Origin of the sequence: Microbacterium sp. JC 701 (assembly GCF_021026215.1) — a bacterium.
Taxonomy (GTDB): domain Bacteria; phylum Actinomycetota; class Actinomycetes; order Actinomycetales; family Microbacteriaceae; genus Microbacterium; species Microbacterium algihabitans.
Genome location: NZ_JAJNCV010000002.1, coordinates 312,508 through 329,264, shown reverse-complemented (window position 1 = coordinate 329,264; position 16,757 = coordinate 312,508). Strand labels below are relative to the sequence as shown.

Annotated in this window: 12 protein-coding genes and 1 tRNA gene; 9 read left to right on the top strand and 4 right to left on the bottom strand. The window is 71.4% G+C overall.

Annotated features, from left to right (window positions below):
- Positions 1 to 19: 19 nt before the first annotated feature.
- Positions 20 to 517 carry a DUF2231 domain-containing protein gene (locus LPW41_RS09455; RefSeq protein ID WP_230704679.1) on the bottom strand — a complete coding sequence of 166 codons (498 nt, stop codon included), beginning with the start codon at positions 515 to 517 and terminating at the stop codon, positions 20 to 22.
- A 140-nt stretch (positions 518 to 657) separates the two neighbouring features.
- Here LPW41_RS09455 and LPW41_RS09450 point away from each other — a divergent pair, with 140 nt between their 5' ends.
- From LPW41_RS09450 to LPW41_RS09435, 4 genes are all read left to right on the top strand, one after another.
- Complete coding sequence (locus LPW41_RS09450; RefSeq protein WP_230704678.1) at positions 658 to 3,057, top strand: acyltransferase; 2,400 nt, start codon at positions 658 to 660, stop codon at positions 3,055 to 3,057.
- Between the two features lie 44 nt (positions 3,058 to 3,101).
- Complete coding sequence (gene glsA / locus LPW41_RS09445) at positions 3,102 to 4,031, top strand: glutaminase A (RefSeq protein WP_230704677.1); 930 nt, start codon at positions 3,102 to 3,104, stop codon at positions 4,029 to 4,031.
- Positions 4,032 to 4,137: 106 nt separating this feature from the next.
- The gene (locus tag LPW41_RS09440) at positions 4,138 to 4,512 is read left to right on the top strand and encodes a tRNA-dihydrouridine synthase (RefSeq protein WP_144833646.1); all 375 of its coding nucleotides are present in this window, start codon (positions 4,138 to 4,140) and stop codon (positions 4,510 to 4,512) included.
- Positions 4,512 to 5,816 carry a glutathionylspermidine synthase family protein gene (locus tag LPW41_RS09435; protein ID WP_230704676.1) on the top strand — a complete coding sequence of 435 codons (1,305 nt, stop codon included), beginning with the start codon at positions 4,512 to 4,514 and terminating at the stop codon, positions 5,814 to 5,816. The genes LPW41_RS09440 and LPW41_RS09435 overlap by 1 nt, the downstream gene beginning before the upstream one ends.
- Positions 5,817 to 5,866: 50 nt before the next feature.
- On the opposite strand, the gene def is transcribed toward LPW41_RS09435, so the two are convergent.
- The gene (gene def / locus LPW41_RS09430; protein ID WP_154096596.1) at positions 5,867 to 6,433 is read right to left on the bottom strand and encodes a peptide deformylase; all 567 of its coding nucleotides are present in this window, start codon (positions 6,431 to 6,433) and stop codon (positions 5,867 to 5,869) included.
- A 41-nt stretch (positions 6,434 to 6,474) separates the two neighbouring features.
- Between def and LPW41_RS09425 the strand changes: the two genes are divergently transcribed.
- From LPW41_RS09425 to LPW41_RS09410, 4 genes are all read left to right on the top strand, one after another.
- Entirely contained in the window at positions 6,475 to 7,440 is a 966-nt protein-coding gene (locus tag LPW41_RS09425; RefSeq protein WP_230704675.1) for a DMT family transporter, read from the top strand.
- Positions 7,441 to 7,451: 11 nt separating this feature from the next.
- Positions 7,452 to 8,387, top strand: a complete 936-nt coding sequence (locus tag LPW41_RS09420) for an isoprenylcysteine carboxylmethyltransferase family protein (protein ID WP_230704674.1) — start codon at positions 7,452 to 7,454, stop codon at positions 8,385 to 8,387.
- A gap of 55 nt (positions 8,388 to 8,442) precedes the next feature.
- Positions 8,443 to 8,516 (top strand) — tRNA-Ile (locus LPW41_RS09415).
- A gap of 109 nt (positions 8,517 to 8,625) precedes the next feature.
- Positions 8,626 to 9,492, top strand: coding sequence for a zinc-ribbon domain-containing protein (locus tag LPW41_RS09410; protein ID WP_230704673.1), 867 nt, complete (start codon positions 8,626 to 8,628; stop codon positions 9,490 to 9,492).
- Here the strand turns inward: LPW41_RS09410 and LPW41_RS09405 are convergent.
- Together LPW41_RS09405 and LPW41_RS09400 are read right to left on the bottom strand one after the other, a co-directional pair.
- Complete coding sequence (locus LPW41_RS09405; RefSeq protein WP_154096598.1) at positions 9,463 to 9,678, bottom strand: hypothetical protein; 216 nt, start codon at positions 9,676 to 9,678, stop codon at positions 9,463 to 9,465. The genes LPW41_RS09410 and LPW41_RS09405 overlap by 30 nt on opposite strands.
- A 302-nt stretch (positions 9,679 to 9,980) precedes the next feature.
- On the bottom strand, positions 9,981 to 11,069 hold the full coding sequence (locus tag LPW41_RS09400; RefSeq protein WP_230704672.1) for a substrate-binding domain-containing protein: 1,089 nt from the start codon (positions 11,067 to 11,069) through the stop codon (positions 9,981 to 9,983).
- Between the two features lie 222 nt (positions 11,070 to 11,291).
- Between LPW41_RS09400 and LPW41_RS09395 the strand changes: the two genes are divergently transcribed.
- Positions 11,292 to 16,682: a fibronectin type III domain-containing protein gene (locus LPW41_RS09395; RefSeq protein ID WP_230704671.1), complete on the top strand. Its 5,391-nt coding sequence runs from the start codon at positions 11,292 to 11,294 to the stop codon at positions 16,680 to 16,682.
- The last annotated feature ends 75 nt before the right edge of the window (positions 16,683 to 16,757 follow it).

Here is a 16,757-nt window from a genome sequence, read left to right as displayed (position 1 = left end):
TCGTCGCCCCAGTCGGTTCCTACGACCCCGACTCCGACGACCACGTGGCGCGAGCCCCACTGTCGCCCACCTGCACGACGTTGACGGTGGTCGCGACGGCGACGACGATCGCCACGACGGCGATCACGACGGTGATGACGCGCGTGCGGGTCGAGCGCGCGTCGGTCGAGCGGGAGTCGGAGGCCCGGCGGCGGTTGCGGAAGAAGAACCACGCCCACTGGCCCGCCGCCACGACGAACAGACCGACAGCCCACGGCAGCAGCTGGTCGCCGAGTTCGGTGTGCTGCTGAAGGGCGGCCGACGACTCGACCTGCCGTTCGAGCGCCTCGCCGGCCTCCTTCGCCAGTGGGACGAACGCGAGGGCGACGGCCGCGACGATCGGGGTCAGAATGCCGAGCTTGCGACGAGCAGCGGGCCACACGCTGCCGATGACGACCATGAGCGCCGCGAGGGGGATGAGGACCACCACGGCGTGAACCAACAGGGGATGGGCGGGAAGGCCCGCGATCTGCCACATCGCCACATCGAACCACCGTTGCGGATCGCGGCCGGGGGCTTGCGCGAAAGCGGGGTTTCGTGGTGCCCGATCTGGCTGACGTGGGAGCGGTTCCACTAAGCTTTCTCCGGCCGCGGGACGCCGGCTCGAAAGGACCCGACGTGACCGCCACCGCTTCGCCCGTGCGCCGCGATCTGCAGGGACTGCGCGCCGTCGCGGTCCTCGCCGTGGTGGCCGCGCACCTGACGGGGTGGCCGCGCGGCGGTTTCGTCGGCGTCGACGTGTTCTTCGTGCTCTCGGGCTTCTTCCTCACCGGGATCCTGTTGCGCGACCTCGCGCGCGACGGCGTCGTGCGGCTGGGGGCCTTCTTCGCGCGGCGGATCGCCCGCCTTCTGCCGGCCGCCCTCCTCGTGCTGGCCGCGGTCTGCGGGGCGTCGGCGCTCGTGTTCTCGCCGTCGCGGACCGAGAGCGTCTTCGGTGACGCGCTCGCGGCTCTGGGTCTCTCGTCGAACTGGCGCTTCGGGCTCGAGGGGCGCGACTACTTCGCCACGGTCGACGTATCGCCCCTCCAGCACTTCTGGTCGCTGTCGGTCGAGGAGCAGTTCTCGCTGGGGTGGCCGCTGCTGGTGATGGTCGCCGTCGTCGCGCTCCCGGTGGCCGCCCGTCGCGCCGCGGGCGGCCGGATCGCCGTCGGAGTGCTGTCGCTCGCCGTGGTGGCCGGGTCGGCGGCCGTGGCGATCGCGCAGACCCCGGCCGACGCGAGCCTGGCCTACTTCTCGACTCTCACGCGCGCCGGCGAACTCGCGGTGGGTGCGGCGCTGGCCGCGGCGGTCCCGCTCCTCGCCCGGGTGCCGCGCGCGGTGGGGGGCTTCGCGGGATGGGTCGGGCTCGGCGTCATCGCGTGCTCGTTCGTCGTGATCGACCCCGACTCGTCGTTCCCGGCGCCGTGGGCGGCGCTCCCGGTGGCGGGCGCGGCGCTCGTCATCGCCGGAGGGATCGGCGGCGACGCGCGGCAGCGTCACCTCTTCGTGCTCTCCAACCCTGTCGCGGTCGCGATCGGCGACGTGTCGTACTCGCTCTACCTCTGGCACCTGCCGCTGATCGTGTTCGCCGGAGTCCTCCTCGCGCCGGGCCCCGCCGCCACGGCCATCACCGCGTTGGCGATCGTCGTCATGAGCGTCGCCACCTTCCTCGGCGTCGAGCAGCCGCTGCATCGCGCGCCGTGGCGTCGCGCGCCGCAGGGCCCGGCGGTGGTGGAGACGATTCCGGATGCCGCGCCCCCGGTCATCCCCGAGCCCGCGGCCGCGCCGCGTCGGTCCGCCCTCGCGTCCCGGCCGGCGGGCTGGGTCCCGGGTCAGCGCTACTACCCCGGCTCCCGGGGGTCGGCGATCGCGAGCGTCGACGAGGCCGTGCCCGCGGCGGTCGTGGCGGATGCCGTGCCGAACTCGACGGCATCCGCCCCCGCCTCGTCACCGGCGGAGGTCGCCGAGCGTGTCGCGCAGCCCGCTCCCGCGCGGGACTGGGCGTCATGGCGCGCGCGCTTCGCCCCGCGGGTCGCCCTCGCCGGCGCCACCCTCGCGATCGGCGCGGGAGCGACCGTGCTCGCGGTCTTCGTCGCCTACGGCGCCCCGACCCTGCCGGGCCTTCCCGGCCTCCCGGGCATCGGCGTGGTCGCGGCGCCGACCGCAGGAGACCCCGCCGACACCGCGACCGAGGCGAGCGATGCCCTGGCGTCGCTGCAGGCCGAGCTCGCGTCGGCCGCGACCGCGACGACGTGGCCCGACCTGCATCCCTCGCTCGACGAGGCGATGCGCGCGTCGTCGAGCGACAACCGCGCCCACGACTGCTTCACCCCCGACGGCGTCCCCACTGCCGACCGCTGCACGTGGGGGAGTGCCGACGCTCCGCACCACCTCTACCTCGTGGGCGACTCGAGCGCGATGGCCTACGCCCCGGCCTTCGCCAAGCTGGCCGAGGATTCGGGGGGCACGTGGCGCGTGACGGCGGCGGGGCTCTACGGATGCCGCTTCACCGACGTGCTCGTCGAGAGCCGCGACCCTGCGGTGATGGCCGTGTGCGCGCAGCGCAAGGCCGACGTCGCGGCGATGATCGCGGCCGCCCCCGCCGACCTGCTGGTCGTCTCGAACGCCTTCACCCTGGGGCGGACGGTCGACGGACGCGATCTGGGCGCCGATGCGCTGGCATCCGCCGTCTCGAACGAGGTCAGCGGATGGGCCCCGCCCGGTCGCACCGTGTACCTCGCGCCCCCGCCGCACGGGCTCGATCTCGGGCGCTGCTATTCGCCGTTGTCGGGCCCCTTCACCTGCCTGTCGGCCGTCGACGACGTGTGGACGCAGATGGAGAACGCCACCGAGTCCCGCGCCGCCGCGACCGGCGACGCGGCGATCAGCGCCCTGCCCTTCACCTGCTCCGGCGGCGTGTGCCCGGCCTTCGCGGGGGACACTCCGGTGCGGTACGACGACACGCACATCACCCCCGCCTTCGCCGAGCGGCTCACGCCGATCCTGCGCGGCGAGCTGCTCGCGCGCGGCCTGTACTGACGGGCCGCGGCCCGGCCGAAGCGATTCGCTGCGAGGGTGGGGGAGTGACCTCTTCCCCAGATCCCCGCACGTACGACCTCGACGCCCTGCGCGAGCGGGTGGTCGACGACCGTCGCGGCGAGGTCGACGACAGCATTCCGCAGCTCGCCGAAGCCGACCCCGCGCTCTGTGCGATCGCGCTCGCCCTGCCCGACGGTGACGTGCGGTCCACCGCGCAGGCGCGCGAAGCGTTCAGCGTGCAATCGGCGGTCAAGCCGTTCCTGTTCGCCCTGGCCCTGCTTGACACCGACGGTGCGGCGCTCGAGCGCGTCGGCATCGAGCCGACGGGGGAGTCGTTCGACGCGATCACGCTCGAGAGCGGCACCGGTCGACCGCCGAACCCGATGGTCAACGCCGGCGCCCTGCTCACCGCGTCTCTCGTCGACGGCGACGACCCCGAGGCGCGCAGCGCGCGGATCGCCCGGGGCCTCGCCGCCTTCGCCGGACGCGACCTCGAGGTCGACGACGACGTCGCGCACGCCGAACACCTGCTCGGCGACCGCAATCACGCGCTCGCACACCTCATGCGCGCCGAGGGGACGCTCGACGCCACCGCCGACGACGCCGTGGCCGTGTACGCCCGTGCGTGCGCGACGCTGGTCGACGCCGAGACCCTCGCCGTCATGGGCGCGACGCTCGCGTTCGGGGGAGTCAACCCGCGCACGGGCCAACGCGTCGTACCCGAGGGGGTCGCGCGCGACGTCGTGTCGGTCATGGCGACGTGCGGCGTCTACGACGGCTCGGGGCGGTGGATGCGCGCGGTCGGGATCCCGGCCAAATCGAGCGTGTCCGGCGCGATCGTGCTCTCCGCCCCCGGCCGGCTGGGCGCCGCCGTGGTCAGCCCGCCGCTCGACGCCCAGGGCACGAGCGTGCGCGGCCGTCTGGTGAGCGAAGCACTCAGCGATGACCTCGCCCTGCACGCCTTCGCGTCGTGAGCCCGGGCCCGCGACGGGCCGACGCACGAAGACGACGCCACCCACCCCGCGCGTGTGAGAACATCGGCGATGGCGTGCCGCACCGGCATCCGCGAAGGAGATCTTCATGCACACGGCCGCTCGTCGCCGCGCCTCGCGCACCGTGACCATCGGAGTGGTGGCCGCTCTGGCCGCGAGCCTCACCGGGTGCGGACAGGGCTCCAACGTGTCGGAGGACTACGCGCAGATCTGCCGCGACAACTCCACCGAGAAGCGCCTACCCGACGACGACTGCAACAACCACGGCGGCAGCGCCGGTTGGTACTACTACGCGCTCGGCTCGAGCAACCGGACGGTTCCCGCGGTGGGTCAGACCGCGACGGGTGGTACCGACACCCTGCCTTCCGGCAAGACCGCGGCCCGCGGCATCTCGAGCGAGGGCGCGAGCGTGTCGCGCGGCGGGTTCGGCGGCTCGGGCTCCGACGGAAGCCACGGCGGCTGATGCGTCGCATCGAGCTCGACCCGCGCCCCGACTGGCAGCGCACGATCAAGCAGTCCGGCCTCATCTACTCGCGCTCCGTGCGCGACGACGGCTCCGCGGTCGAGTACTGGAACGACGGCGCCGCCTACGTCTTCACCCTGCCCGAGGTCGAGCAGCTCGAGCGCGAGACCGAAGAGCTGCACCGCATGAGTCGCGAGGCCGCGCGCTACCTCGCGACGGGAGCCCTCGGACACCTCGGTCTCACCCCGCAGGCGTTCGAGTTCGCCCAGTGGTCGCTCGGACAGGACGAACCCGACGTCTACGCCCGCTTCGACCTCGCCTACACCGGCGACGGCAGCCCCGCGAAGATGCTCGAGTACAACGCCGACACCCCCACCGGACTCATCGAGGCCTCGGTCACGCAGTGGTTCTGGCTGCAGGACCGCCTGCGCACCGGAGCCCTGCCCGTCGACACCGACCAGTGGAACGGCCTGCACGAGGCCCTCGTCGAACGCTGGCGCACCCTGCTGCACCGCTCGCTCAGCGAGGGCGAGGGCGGGCGCCTGTTCGTGGCCCACTCCGACGCCGACATCTACGGCGAAGACTGGGACACCGTCGCCTACATGCGCGACCTCGCCGGCGAGGCCGGGTGGGAGCACACCGGCATCGAGATGAAGGACATCGGCTGGCACCACGGCGCCCGCCAGTTCGTCGGCGTGCCCGAGCCCTGGGGTTCCTCGCGCAGCATCCAGGCTCTCCCCGGAGACGAACCGGGCACGCAGTACCCCGTGATCCGCAACCTCTTCAAGCTCTACCCGTGGGAAGACGTCGTCTCGGGCGACGACCGCGTCGTGGGCGATCAGGAGTTCGGTGCGCTGCTCATCGCCGGGCGCGGGCTGTTCGGCCGGTGGTACGAGCCCGCGTGGAAGATGTTCCTCTCGAACAAGCTCCTGCTCGTCGCCCTCTGGCGGCTCTACCCCGACCACCCGAACCTGCTGCCCGCCTACGCCGACGGCCCGAACGGTCTGACCGACTTCGTCGTCAAACCCGTCTTCGGGCGCGAGGGAGACGGCATCCGGGTCCATCGCGCCGACGGCAGCGTTACCTCGAACGGGCAGGAGTACCGCCGCGAAGGCCTCGGCCGCGAACGCGTGTGGCAGCAGTACCACGAGCTCCCCGACTTCCCGGGCGCGAACGGCAGCAACCACCCCGTGCTCGGATCGTGGGTGGTGAACAACGAGAGCTACGGCGTCGGCATCCGCGAATCCGACGGGCCGATCACCGACTACTTCTGCCGCTTCGTGCCCAACGTGATCGAAGGCTGACGGGCGAGGTTCCGGATGCCGGCTCCCGGCCCGTCACCGCGCGCGAGCGCTCACGCCTCGATGTCGTCGACGCCCGGGGTCCACGACGCGCCGGGCTTGCCCCACTTGCGCTTCTTGGCGATCTTGGCCACCACCCGCGCGTCGTCGTCGTCGAGACGGTCGACGTACAGGATGCCGTCGAGGTGGTCGAACTCGTGCTGCAGGATGCGCGCACGCCACCCCGACACCTCGACGCGCACCGCGTTGCCCTCGAGATCGGTGCCCGTCATGAGCGCCGCCTCCGAGCGGCGCAGCGGGAAGCGCTCGCCGGGGAACGACAGGCACCCCTCGCTCTCGTCGTCGGGGTCGGGGTAACCGGGCTCGAGCGGGCGGATCCACAGTTCGGGGTTGATCACCACTCCGCGCCACGGCTGCCCCTCGTCGTCTTCGTACGTATACGTGAAGATGCGCAGGCCCACCCCCACCTGAGGGGCGGCGAGACCGACGCCGGGAGCGGCGTCCATCGTCTCGAACATGTCGGCGACGAGTTGACGCACCTCATCGGTGATCGCGTCGACGCGGGAAGCGGGAGCGTGCAGCACGGGATCGCCCATGATGCGGATCGGGAGTACGGCCACGTCACCAGCCTATCCAGCGGGCGTGCGGCTATCGTCGAAGGGTGACTCCGCTCGATGCAACTCTCAGCGACGGAATCGACCAACTCGTCGGCGTCTTCCGCGACCCGCGCATCCTCCTGGGAATCCCGCTGGCGCTGCTCGGCGCGGTCTTCATGTCGTTCGGCGCCCAGTACCAGCACCGCGGCGTGCAGAAGGTCGAGCGCCTCTCGGGCGGCAAGACCACCGGCGGCCTGTCGCGCGCACAGCTCACCTCGCTGCTAACCCGCCCGTCGTGGATGGCGGGAACGGTCATGCTCGGCCTGGCGATCATCTGCCAGCTGTCCGCCCTGTCGGTCGCCCCGCTGATCCTCGTGCAGCCGCTCGGGGCCATCGCGCTCGTCATCACCACGGTGCTGAACGCCCGCGTCTCGCACCACAAGCCGACCAGGCAGTCGCTCATCGCGATCGCGCTCTGCGTCGGCGGCATCCTCGTCTTCGTCACGATTGCGGCGTTCTTCGCCACCGAGCACGTCGTCACCGAGCGCGAACTGCTGATCATCCTCGGCATCCTGGCCGTGGTCGTCGTGGTGTTCGGCATCTTCTGGGTGCTCGTGCGCCGCCGCGCCCAGGCGCTGTTCTACATCATGGCCGCGGGCGTCATCTACGGCTTCGTGGCCACGCTCGCCAAGGTCGTCATCAGCCGCGCCCAGGCCGGCAACTTCGAGTGGCTCACGCTGCTGTGCCTCGTCGCGCTGCTGGCCGCCGTCGCCGTCGGCGCCTACTTCGTGCAGACCGCCTACTCGGTCGGGCCGCCCGACCTCGTGATCGCCGGCCTCACGGTGATCGACCCGATCGTCGCGGTTCTCATCGGCCTGCTCGTGCTGGGCGAGGCCTCGTCGGCTCCCGCGTGGGCGCTCATCGGCTTCGTCATCGCCGGCGCGATCGCCACGTGGGGCGTCATCCAGCTCACCAAGCACCACCCGCAGATTACCTCCGACGGCAAGCCCGCCACCCCCCGCGTGCACTGACGGGTCGTCACGTGCCCGGGCGTGAGGGTCGTCGCCCCGCAGCCCTCGCGCGCGGGTACTTCGCGCTGCAGGCCGCGGGAGGCGCCGCCTGGTGGGTCGCCGTGTTCACCGTGCCGTTCGTGCGCGAGGCGACTCTGGGCGACCTCGACCCGGTGATCGTGGCCGCCCTCGACATCCCGCTCTTCGTCGTGGCATCCGCCCTCGTCGTCGTGCTGTCCGCCCGCGCCGCGCGGGGGGCCGCCGGCGTGACGACCCTGTGGACGCTGCTGGTGACGGTCTCGCTCGCGCTGTACGCGACGGTCACGACCCTGGCCGGGTGGGGCGTGATCATCATGATCGCCGCGAGCGCCGGTTCGGTGTGCGCCTGGATGCTGCTCGCTCTCGGGCGCATCCCGACCGAGGGGCTGCTCATCGGGCCGTTCGCGTTCCGCCGCGCTCCCTCCCGCCGTTCGCCGGTGGTGCACATCGTGAAAACCGTCGGGCAGATCGTTGTCTTCTGGGGACTGTTCCTCGTGGTCTTCCCGCTGATCATCACGACGCTCGAGCAGCGCTGGATGCTGGCCCTGCCCGCGCCCGGGGGCGTGAGGGTCGTCGGCGTCGTGCTCGTGGTCGCCGCGAGCGTCGTGGGGCTGTGGTCGGCCGCATCCCTCACGACGAAGGGCGACGGAACGCCCCTGCCTTCGGCCGCCACCAACCGCCTGGTGATCGCGGGACCGTACCTGCTCGTGCGAAATCCCATGGCGGTCGCGGGCATCGCGCAGGGCGTCGGCGTGGGCCTGATCCTCGGCTCGTGGATGGTCGTCGTGTACGCCCTGGCCGGCTCGCTCGTGTGGAACTACGCGATCCGCCCGCACGAAGAGGCCGATTTGATCGCGACCTTCGGCGACGACTACGTCGCGTACCAGCGGGCGGTGCGGTGCTGGGTGCCGCGATTCACCACCCGCTGAACGCGTCGCGTCGTTCGATGGCGCCCGACGGATGCCGGTAGGCTCGACGGCGCTGGGGGCGGTGGCCAAGCTGGTCAAGGCAGCGGGCTCATAACCCGACGATCGTGGGTTCAAGTCCCACCCGCCCTACCGACGCCCTCCCTCAGGTCCTCCTGAGCGGAGGGCTCTCCCTTTCCCGCCGGGCTTCGCGTCGGCGGGCTGCAGCCGGATGTCGGAGGTCGTCGCTACCTTCATCCGCGTGGCGGAACGAGTGCAGGCCTGGTGGGCGCGACGGCAGTGGTCGAAGGGGGTCGACGTGCCCTACGCGGTGGGGTCATACCGCGAGTCGTGGGCGGCGTTCCCCGCGCTGATGCGGCAGTACCACCCCGACCTCAACGCCGGCATCGCGCTCAGCCAGGTGCCGCCCGCCGCCGACGTGCTGTTGCTGTGGCAGTGCGACGCGGGGCACCGGTTCGCCGCGACCCCCAGCGAGCAGCGCCTGCGGCCCGGCCTCGAGCGGCGGCGCAGCGCGTGGTGCCCCGAGTGCAGCGAGCAGGCGAATCCGACGCGCACCGCGGCGCTGCCCATGCGCGACTCCGTCACTGCGCCCGCCGTCACCGCGAACGCCGTGTTGCGCCCGCGCCGTGCCCGGCAGGCACCGCCCGTGTGCGACAAGACGCCGTCCCTTCCCGTCGGCGAGGCCTTCGTCTCCCCGTGTGCGCCGAAGCCCGCGTCGGCCGTCGAAGACCGACTCCGCGCCGACCTGTACGAGCGGCTCGCCCTCACCCCGGGTCTCAACGCCGTGCGGGTGGCGCGACCGTTCTTCCAGCACCTCGAGGTGTGGCCCGACCTGGTGTTCCCCGAGCTGCGCATCGCGGTCGAATACGACTCGATCGGCCGGCACGGCCTCGAACACGTCGGAAAGCGCGAGCAGGCCGACCGCCGCAAAGACCGAGCCCTGCGATCCGCGGGGTGGGAGGTCGTGCGGTTGCGCACCGGCAAGCTTGAACCGCTCGGCCCCCACGACCTGCAGCTCGCGACCTGGAACCGCGGGGCGCTCGATCGGCTGGTCGAGGCGTTCCGCGGCATCCGGGGATCACTCCTCGTCGACGCCTACGTGCGATGAGGTGCGGTGACGGCCGGAGCCGCGATCCCACTCCAGCGAGCGGAACTGCAGGTAGGTGCAGAGGCGAGCGGCGTCGAGCACCACCGAGGCCAGCCCGCCGAGCTCGAGCGCGCTCATGGTCACGTCGTAGTCGCGCGAGGGGATCGTCAGCTCCCACAGCGGATCGTCGAAGCCGCGCGGCTGCATGTAGACCGACAGGGCCGAGCCCTTCGGTCGCGGGACGCAGACTGCACGGATCGCGCCCGGAGGGTCCGTGCGACCGGGGGAGCGGGTGCCCTCCCGGCCCCGCTTCGGGTCCGGGGCTAGGAGGGGCGGACGAATCGTCGTCCGCATCGCCAGGTTAGGGGCCGGATCGGCCGTCTTGAGCGACCGGGGCGAATCTTCGGCTCACCTTGCGGGGGCCGACGCCCGGTCGGCCGGGGAGCGCAGGCCGTTGCGGAGATCTTGAGGGTCCTGTGCGCGCCGCGTCCCGAGCGATTCCCCTCCGATCAGGTCGATTCGCGCGTGTGCAGCACCGGCAGCACGTACGTGCGCTGCACCGGCCGGCTCGCCCCCTCGGTCAAGCGCCCGACAATCGTCTCGACCGCCAGACGCCCGACGTGCTGCTTCGAGGGTCGCAGGGCCGTGATCGGCGGTTCGGCGCTCTCGGCGACCTCGTCGTCGTAGGCGAGGATCGCGAGGTCCTCCGGAACGTGCCAGCCGTGATCGCGCGCGTATTGCTGCACGAGCACCGCCTGCGGGTCGGAGTGCACGAGCAGCGCCGTGGTCCCGGTCGCGCGGCACTGCGCGAGCAGGTCGGCCACGACCTCCTCGCGGGCGGTGCCGTCGAGCGCGTCGAGCGAAGCGTCGACGTCGACCGGGCACTCGAGTCCGAGTTCGGCTATCGAGCGCTCCCACCCGCGGCGCAGCTGCGACGAGGTGGGCGATCCCGCCGAGGTGAGGATTCCGACGCGGGTGTGTCGCCGCGCCGCGAGGTGGTCGGCCGCGAGCGACCCGCCGAAGACGTGATCGGTCGTGACCCATTCGAGCTTGGTGAGGGCGAGGGCGGATGCCGCTCGGCGTTCGGCGAGCACGACGGGTAGCGGAAGCGACTCGAGCCAGTGCAGGAACGCCCTCCCGTCGGCGCCGGTGGTCTCGGGCGCGACGATGAGGCCGTGGAGGCTCCCCGAGTCGACGAGCGAGGCGATCTGCCGTCGCTGGTCGGCGACCGAGTAGCTCGCGCCGCGGAGCACGAGCTGCACGCCGAGCTCTGTGGCGGCGGCGCGGGCACCGACGATGATGTGCGGCCAGTAGTAGGTGAGCGAGGGGGTGACCATGCCGACCCGGAAGCGGATGGGCGCCGACGTCCGCGCGTCGACGGGAACGCTGGTGTCGAGCCGGCTCCGCAGCGTCGCCCCGCCGTGCACGCGCGTCAGGAGCCCGCGGTCGGCGAGGTGGCCGATGTCGCGTCGGATCGTCAGCTCGGCGACGCCGAGGTCGCGGGCGAGGTCGGCGACCCGAACCGATCCGGTGCGCCGCAGCTCGTCGAGGATGCGTTCGCGGCGCGACAGCCCGAAGGGCGGAGAACCTGCGCTCATGATCGGACAGCGTAGGGCGATGTACGTATCGATTCAAGAATGATCGATCGTGTTCGTTTCGCTTCCGTTCGACGCCGAGGGTAACCGACGATGTGGGCGGGCACACGGGCGTGCCCCCGCGGCGATCGGAACGGACCGACGCCGCGCCCCCGTCGAAGGAGACTCCCCATGGTCACGGCACCGATCCCCCCGGTTCGACCTCATCCCCGTCGTACAGGCCGCGTGGCGGCGGCGGCGCTCGTCACGGCGACGATGGTCGGCGCGCTTCTCGTTCCGACCGCGGCGCAGGCGGCGGGGGCCGATCCGGTCACCGTGACGGTGCGCGGCACCGACGTGGCCGCGGCCGCGAAGAACGTCAACGGCCTGACCTTCAAGGGCTTCGGCGTGCTCAGCGCGAACTCCACGAGCGCCCTGCTGCTGGACTACAAGTCGCAGCATCCCGAGAAGTACTGGGAGCTCATCGAGACGCTGTTCGGCGGGGACTTCCCGATCATGAACACGATCAAGATCGAGATGGGCAACGACCGCAACACCTCGACCGGGCCGAACGCCTCGACGATGCGTTCGCGCGACGAGTACCCCAACGTGCTCCGCGAGCCCGGATTCCAGCTCGCCGCGGATGCCAAGACCGTCGCGCACGGCCCGGTGCACGTCAGCATTCTCCGCTGGAACCGCCCGACGTGGGTGACCAATCACCAGGACCAATACGTCTGGTTCAAGAACACCACCCTGGCCGCGTACCGGCAGTTCGGCTACATGATCGACTCGATCAACCCCGACGCGAACGAGACCTCCAACCCCGACCTGCAGCTGTACAAGGACTTCTCGGGGTGGCTGCGCAACGACACGAAGGGCTACGAGGGCGCCACCGCGGACGACCCGAACAACGGCTTCGCCTCGGCGACCGAGCGCGACCTCTACACCTCGATCCGCACGATCGCCGGCGACACCGTCGGCACTCCGCCGGTCGCCCTGGGCGACGGGATGACCGGCAGCGACTCTTCTCTGCGTGACGCCGTCGACATCGTCGGGTTCCACTACAGCAGCGCCGACGATCGCAACGGCAACATGAAGAAGATCGCCGAGCAGCTCGACCGCGAGGTGTGGAACTCCGAGGGCCAGTCGACGTTCTCGAACTCCGCCGACCGCCCGAACAACACCAACAGCAACGAGCAGGGCGGGGTGGGCACCTCGATGGGCGGCCCCGGCAGCGCGCTCGAGATGGGCAACTGGGTCACCACGGGCTTCTCGGCGTCGCGCCGCACGCTCAACATCTTCCAACCCGCGATCGGGTCGTTCTACGACGGCTTCCAGTACTCCTCGAAAGAGCTCGTGAACGCGCGCGAGCCGTGGTCGGGCTGGATCTCGTACGACGGTGGACTCGCGGTGCTCGAGCAGTTCACGCAGTTCGCGAAGCTCGGGTGGGAGAACTCCGACAACGCCGCCGGCATCTGGCGGGCGATCCCGCAGGCCTCGGGCAGCGAGCTCGGCACGGGCAACCCGCCCAGCGGCGCCCGGTCGGGTGGGGCGTCGTACACGACCCTCGCCGCCCCCGACGGTGCGGACTTCTCCACCGTCATCGTGAACGACAGCTCGTTCACCAAGACCTACCGCGTCGCCGTCGACGGGATGCCGCTGGGTGACGACAAGACGCTCGAGGTGTGGGAGACGCGCGCGGCCGACGCGGGGCAGGCGGCGGATGCCAACTACGTCCGTCCCCTCGCCGAGATGGCGCCCGCCGCCGACGGAAGCTACACGGTCACCGTGAAGCCGTGGTCGACGGTGACGGCCACCACGCTCGATCACGCGCAGACGCGTGCCGGGGTGGTCTCGCCGCGAGAGGGCTTTGGACGCACCGCCCCCGCGACGACGGAGTACACCGCACCCGACGGCGGCCGCGACGTGCTCGACACCGATTCCACCGGCGACGTCAACGGCGTGACCGACGACGGCTACCTGTACGCCGACGACTTCGATTACCGCGGCACAGGCGACATCCAGGGCTACGACCCCGACACGCGCACCCTCGTCGACAGCGGCGAGGGCTATCTCTCCAGCAGGGGAGCGGCCGACAAGCCGTCTGGCACCCCGAGCGTGCAGGCCGAGGATCAGGGCGCGACCCCGCGCTACACCAACGACACGAACGGCGCGTTCGAATCGGTCGCGACTTCCGACGCCGCGCACGGGCGCGTGCTGCGCCAGCAGATCGGTTCGGGCATGGCCGGCGGCGCCTGGAACGGCGGCGACCCCAAGACGACCATCGGCGACGCCCGCTGGGCGAACTACGTGGTCGGCGCCGACGTGATGTTCGAGGCCGACGGGGCGCAGTACGCCACCATCGGCGCGCGCGAGCAGGGCGGCACCGCGAACGGTCAGGCCGTCTCGGCCGCCGAACTGCGCGTCGAGCCCACCGGGGCGTGGTCTCTCCGGCGCTACGGCACGGTGCTCTCCACCGGCAACGCCTCGACGACGGCGGGTGTCGACTTCCGCACCGGCGCCGGCGTGTGGAACCGCATCGCCGTGAAGGTCGCGGGCGATGTGTACACCGCGCAGATCAACGGGGTCGACGTGGCTTCGTACACGGATGCCGCGCCCCAAGCGACCGGACGCATCCAGCTCGGGTCGAGCTTCACCTTCGTGCGCTTCGACAACCTCACCGTCGAGACGGTGCCCGGCTACACGCCGTATCACACCCAGATCATCGACGGCATGCACCAGACCAGCTGGAGCGACACCTCGGCATCCGTCCTGCGCTTCGACGACGGGTGGAGCCACGTCAACGGCCAGGGCATGTTCGAGTGGCAGCGCACCGCCTCGAAGAGCACCCGGCAGGGCGCCACGATGGCCTACACGTTCGAGGGAACCGGGCTCGACATCATCGGCACCAACTCGGGTGCTCCGACCCTCGACGTGATCGTCGACGGCGAGCAGCTCGTGGCCGCGGCGCCGACGCTGGCCGCGGGCAGCGAACGCACTGCGTACATGCTGCGGGGGCTGCGCAACGGCACCCACACGGTCGAGGTGCGCACCGCCACTGCCGACGCGCTGAACGTCGACGCGGTGGGAGTCGTCACGGTCAACGCCGACGCGAGCACGGTCGACACCACGGCCCTGGCGGCTCGTGTGGACACGGCATCCGCCCTCGACGAAGCCGAGTACAGCGTCGACTCGTGGGCGCGACTGCAGTCAACGCGCGACGCCGCGCGCGACGCGGTCGCCGATCCGGGCGCGTACGGGCTCGACGCCGAGGGCGCCCGCGCTCTGGAGGCGCGTTTGGCGACAGCCGTGGATCAGCTCACCCCGCGCGACGTCAGCGACGACGTGAAAGACGTCGGAACCGTCTCGATGACCCTGCCGGGTCGGACCCTCCCCACGACGGTCTCGCTCGAGGGCGCGGATGCCGCTGTCACCTGGACCGCGGGTTCGGTGACCGCGGCGGGCGCCGCTGCCGAGCTGAGCTCGTTCACGGCGACGGGACGCACCACCGAGAAGACCTCGGCGGGCGTGTACCAGCGCCTCACCGCGACGGTGCTGACCCTCCCGGCCGATCTGACGTACTTCATCGATTCCGGTTCGTCGGGTGCGGCCGCCGGCTCGGCGTTCGCCACCGCGAAGGCGGCGTTCCCCGACCTGCGCAACGACAGCGCCGACCAGAAGTGGGACGGCAGCAGCACGGCCGCGACCTGGGGCTACGCGACCTCCGCGACGACCGTCGCGGCCGGTTCACCCACCGATTGGGGCACCTCGTACGTCGGCGCCGACTTCACCAAGCCGATCGTCTACAGCCTCACCCTGCCCGCCGGCTCGTACAACATCGTCGCCGTGCAGGCTCCGCGGACCGGTCTGACGACCAACGTCTACAGCAAGGTGCGGGCACCCGGGGCCGCCGAGACCACGCAGTCCGCGGTCTCGAACGGCTCCGCGACCCCGGTCGCGCAGCGGGTGAACGTGTCGGCCGACGGAGTGGTGCGTCTGGAGTTCGGCACCACGGGTACCTCGGGCTACAACGCCCGTCTCGCCCTCGTCTACGTGCAGGCGCTTCCCCGCGATCTGGGCGTGGTCGGCACGCTGAAGGCCGACGACGAGCTGCCCGCGACGGTCTCGGTCGACGGCGTCGACACGGCCGTGACCTGGGACGCCGACTCGGCCGCCCAGAAGCGCACCGAGCTGCGCAAGCTCGTGCTCACCGGTCGCTTCACCGAGGGCGGTCAGAAGGTCGTCGCCGCCTACGAGGTGATCCCCGCGGGGCTCGTGTACTACATCGACTCCGGAACCGGCTCGACCCCCTCGCCGCAGTTCACCGCGGTCCAGAAGGCCGTACCGACGCTGCGCAACGACGAGGTCGATCAGGTCTCGACCTCCGCCGATCAGTGGGGATACGTCGCCGACGGCATGAAGGTGAAGGGCTCGACCGACATCACCGACAAGTTCTCGACCGGCCTCTATCAGGACACCACGCGGCTCACCTACCGTCTGCCGCTGCCCGCGGGGCAGTACACGCTGACCGGCGGGTTCACCGAGTGGTGGGGTCTGAACCGCACGATGAACCACACCGTGTCGGTGGGCGGAACCGAGCTCGCCAAGGGCAACGTGCCGCTGACCGGGGTGAGCGGACCGCTCACCGGCGACCTCACCTTCACCCTGACCGAGGCGGCGACCGTCGACTACGTCATCACCAACGAGGGCGCGGGCAGCGAGAAGCCCGTCATCTCATGGCTCGCCGTGAAGGACACGACCCGGGCGACGGCGCCGCAGAACGTCTCCGCGGCCGCGGCATCCGACACGTCGATCACCGTCTCGTGGGAGGCCCCGGCACAGACGGGTGCCGAGCTGTCGGGCTACCGGGTCTACGAGGCCGGCGGCACCGAGCCCGTGTGCGAGGTCGCCGAGACCACCTGCACGCTGTCCGACCTCGCGCCGGGGTCGACCCACGCCTTCGAGGTGGCGGCCGCCAACGCCGTCGGCGAGGGCGACCGCTCGGCCGCGACGCAGACGATCACCCTGCCCGAGGTCCCCTCGAACGACGGGGCCACCGCCGCCCCCGGCACGGGCGTGCTCTCGTCGAACGACGGCTGGGACACGGGCCTGAAAGACGGCACGTTCCAGCTGACGATGAACCTGTGGTGGGGCTCGAACGGCTCGCTGTTCACGCTGTACCGCGACGGCGAGCTCGTCGCGACCATGCCCCTGTCGGCGGCGACGCCCAACGCGCAGAAGAGCGTCGTCGAGATCGCCGGGCTCGGCAACGGCACCTACCAGTTCACGGGTGAGCTGGTGAACTCGAAGGGGACGACGGCGACCAAGCCGCTCACGGTGAAGGTGACGGATGCCGCTCCGGGCAAGCCCGTGCTCTCGTCCGACAACAGCGACCGCGACGGGGCGTACTCCCTGACGGCGAACCTGTGGTGGGGCACGAACGCCACCTCGTACCGCCTGCTCGAGAACGACGTCGAGATCGCGTCGGGGGCGCTCGCCGCGGCGACGCCCGCCGCGCAGAAGGTGGTCGTGCCCGTCTCCGGCCGCGCGATCGGCACGTACACCTACACGGTCGAGTTCGTGAACGCCGGGGGAGCGACCACGAGCTCTCCGCTGAAGGTGGTCGTCGCGAAGTAGCGCGACGCGAGATCGCCCCGCGGGTGCCTGCTGAGGCTCCCGCGGGGCGATCTGCGCGTATAGGGGTGCGTCCTG

What these genes read in the sequence shown, in the direction of transcription:
- LPW41_RS09455 (WP_230704679.1), bottom strand. Translation starts at nt 517, where the DNA reads ATGTGGCAGATCGCGGGCCTTCCCGCCCATCCCCTGTTGGTTCACGCC.
- LPW41_RS09435 (WP_230704676.1), top strand. Translation starts at nt 4,512, where the DNA reads ATGCGTCGCATCGAGCTCGACCCGCGCCCCGACTGGCAGCGCACGATC.
- LPW41_RS09405 (WP_154096598.1), bottom strand. Translation starts at nt 9,678, where the DNA reads ATGCAGCCGCGCGGCTTCGACGATCCGCTGTGGGAGCTGACGATCCCC.
- LPW41_RS09400 (WP_230704672.1), bottom strand. Translation starts at nt 11,069, where the DNA reads ATGAGCGCAGGTTCTCCGCCCTTCGGGCTGTCGCGCCGCGAACGCATC.
- LPW41_RS09440 (WP_144833646.1), top strand. Translation starts at nt 4,138, where the DNA reads ATGCACACGGCCGCTCGTCGCCGCGCCTCGCGCACCGTGACCATCGGA.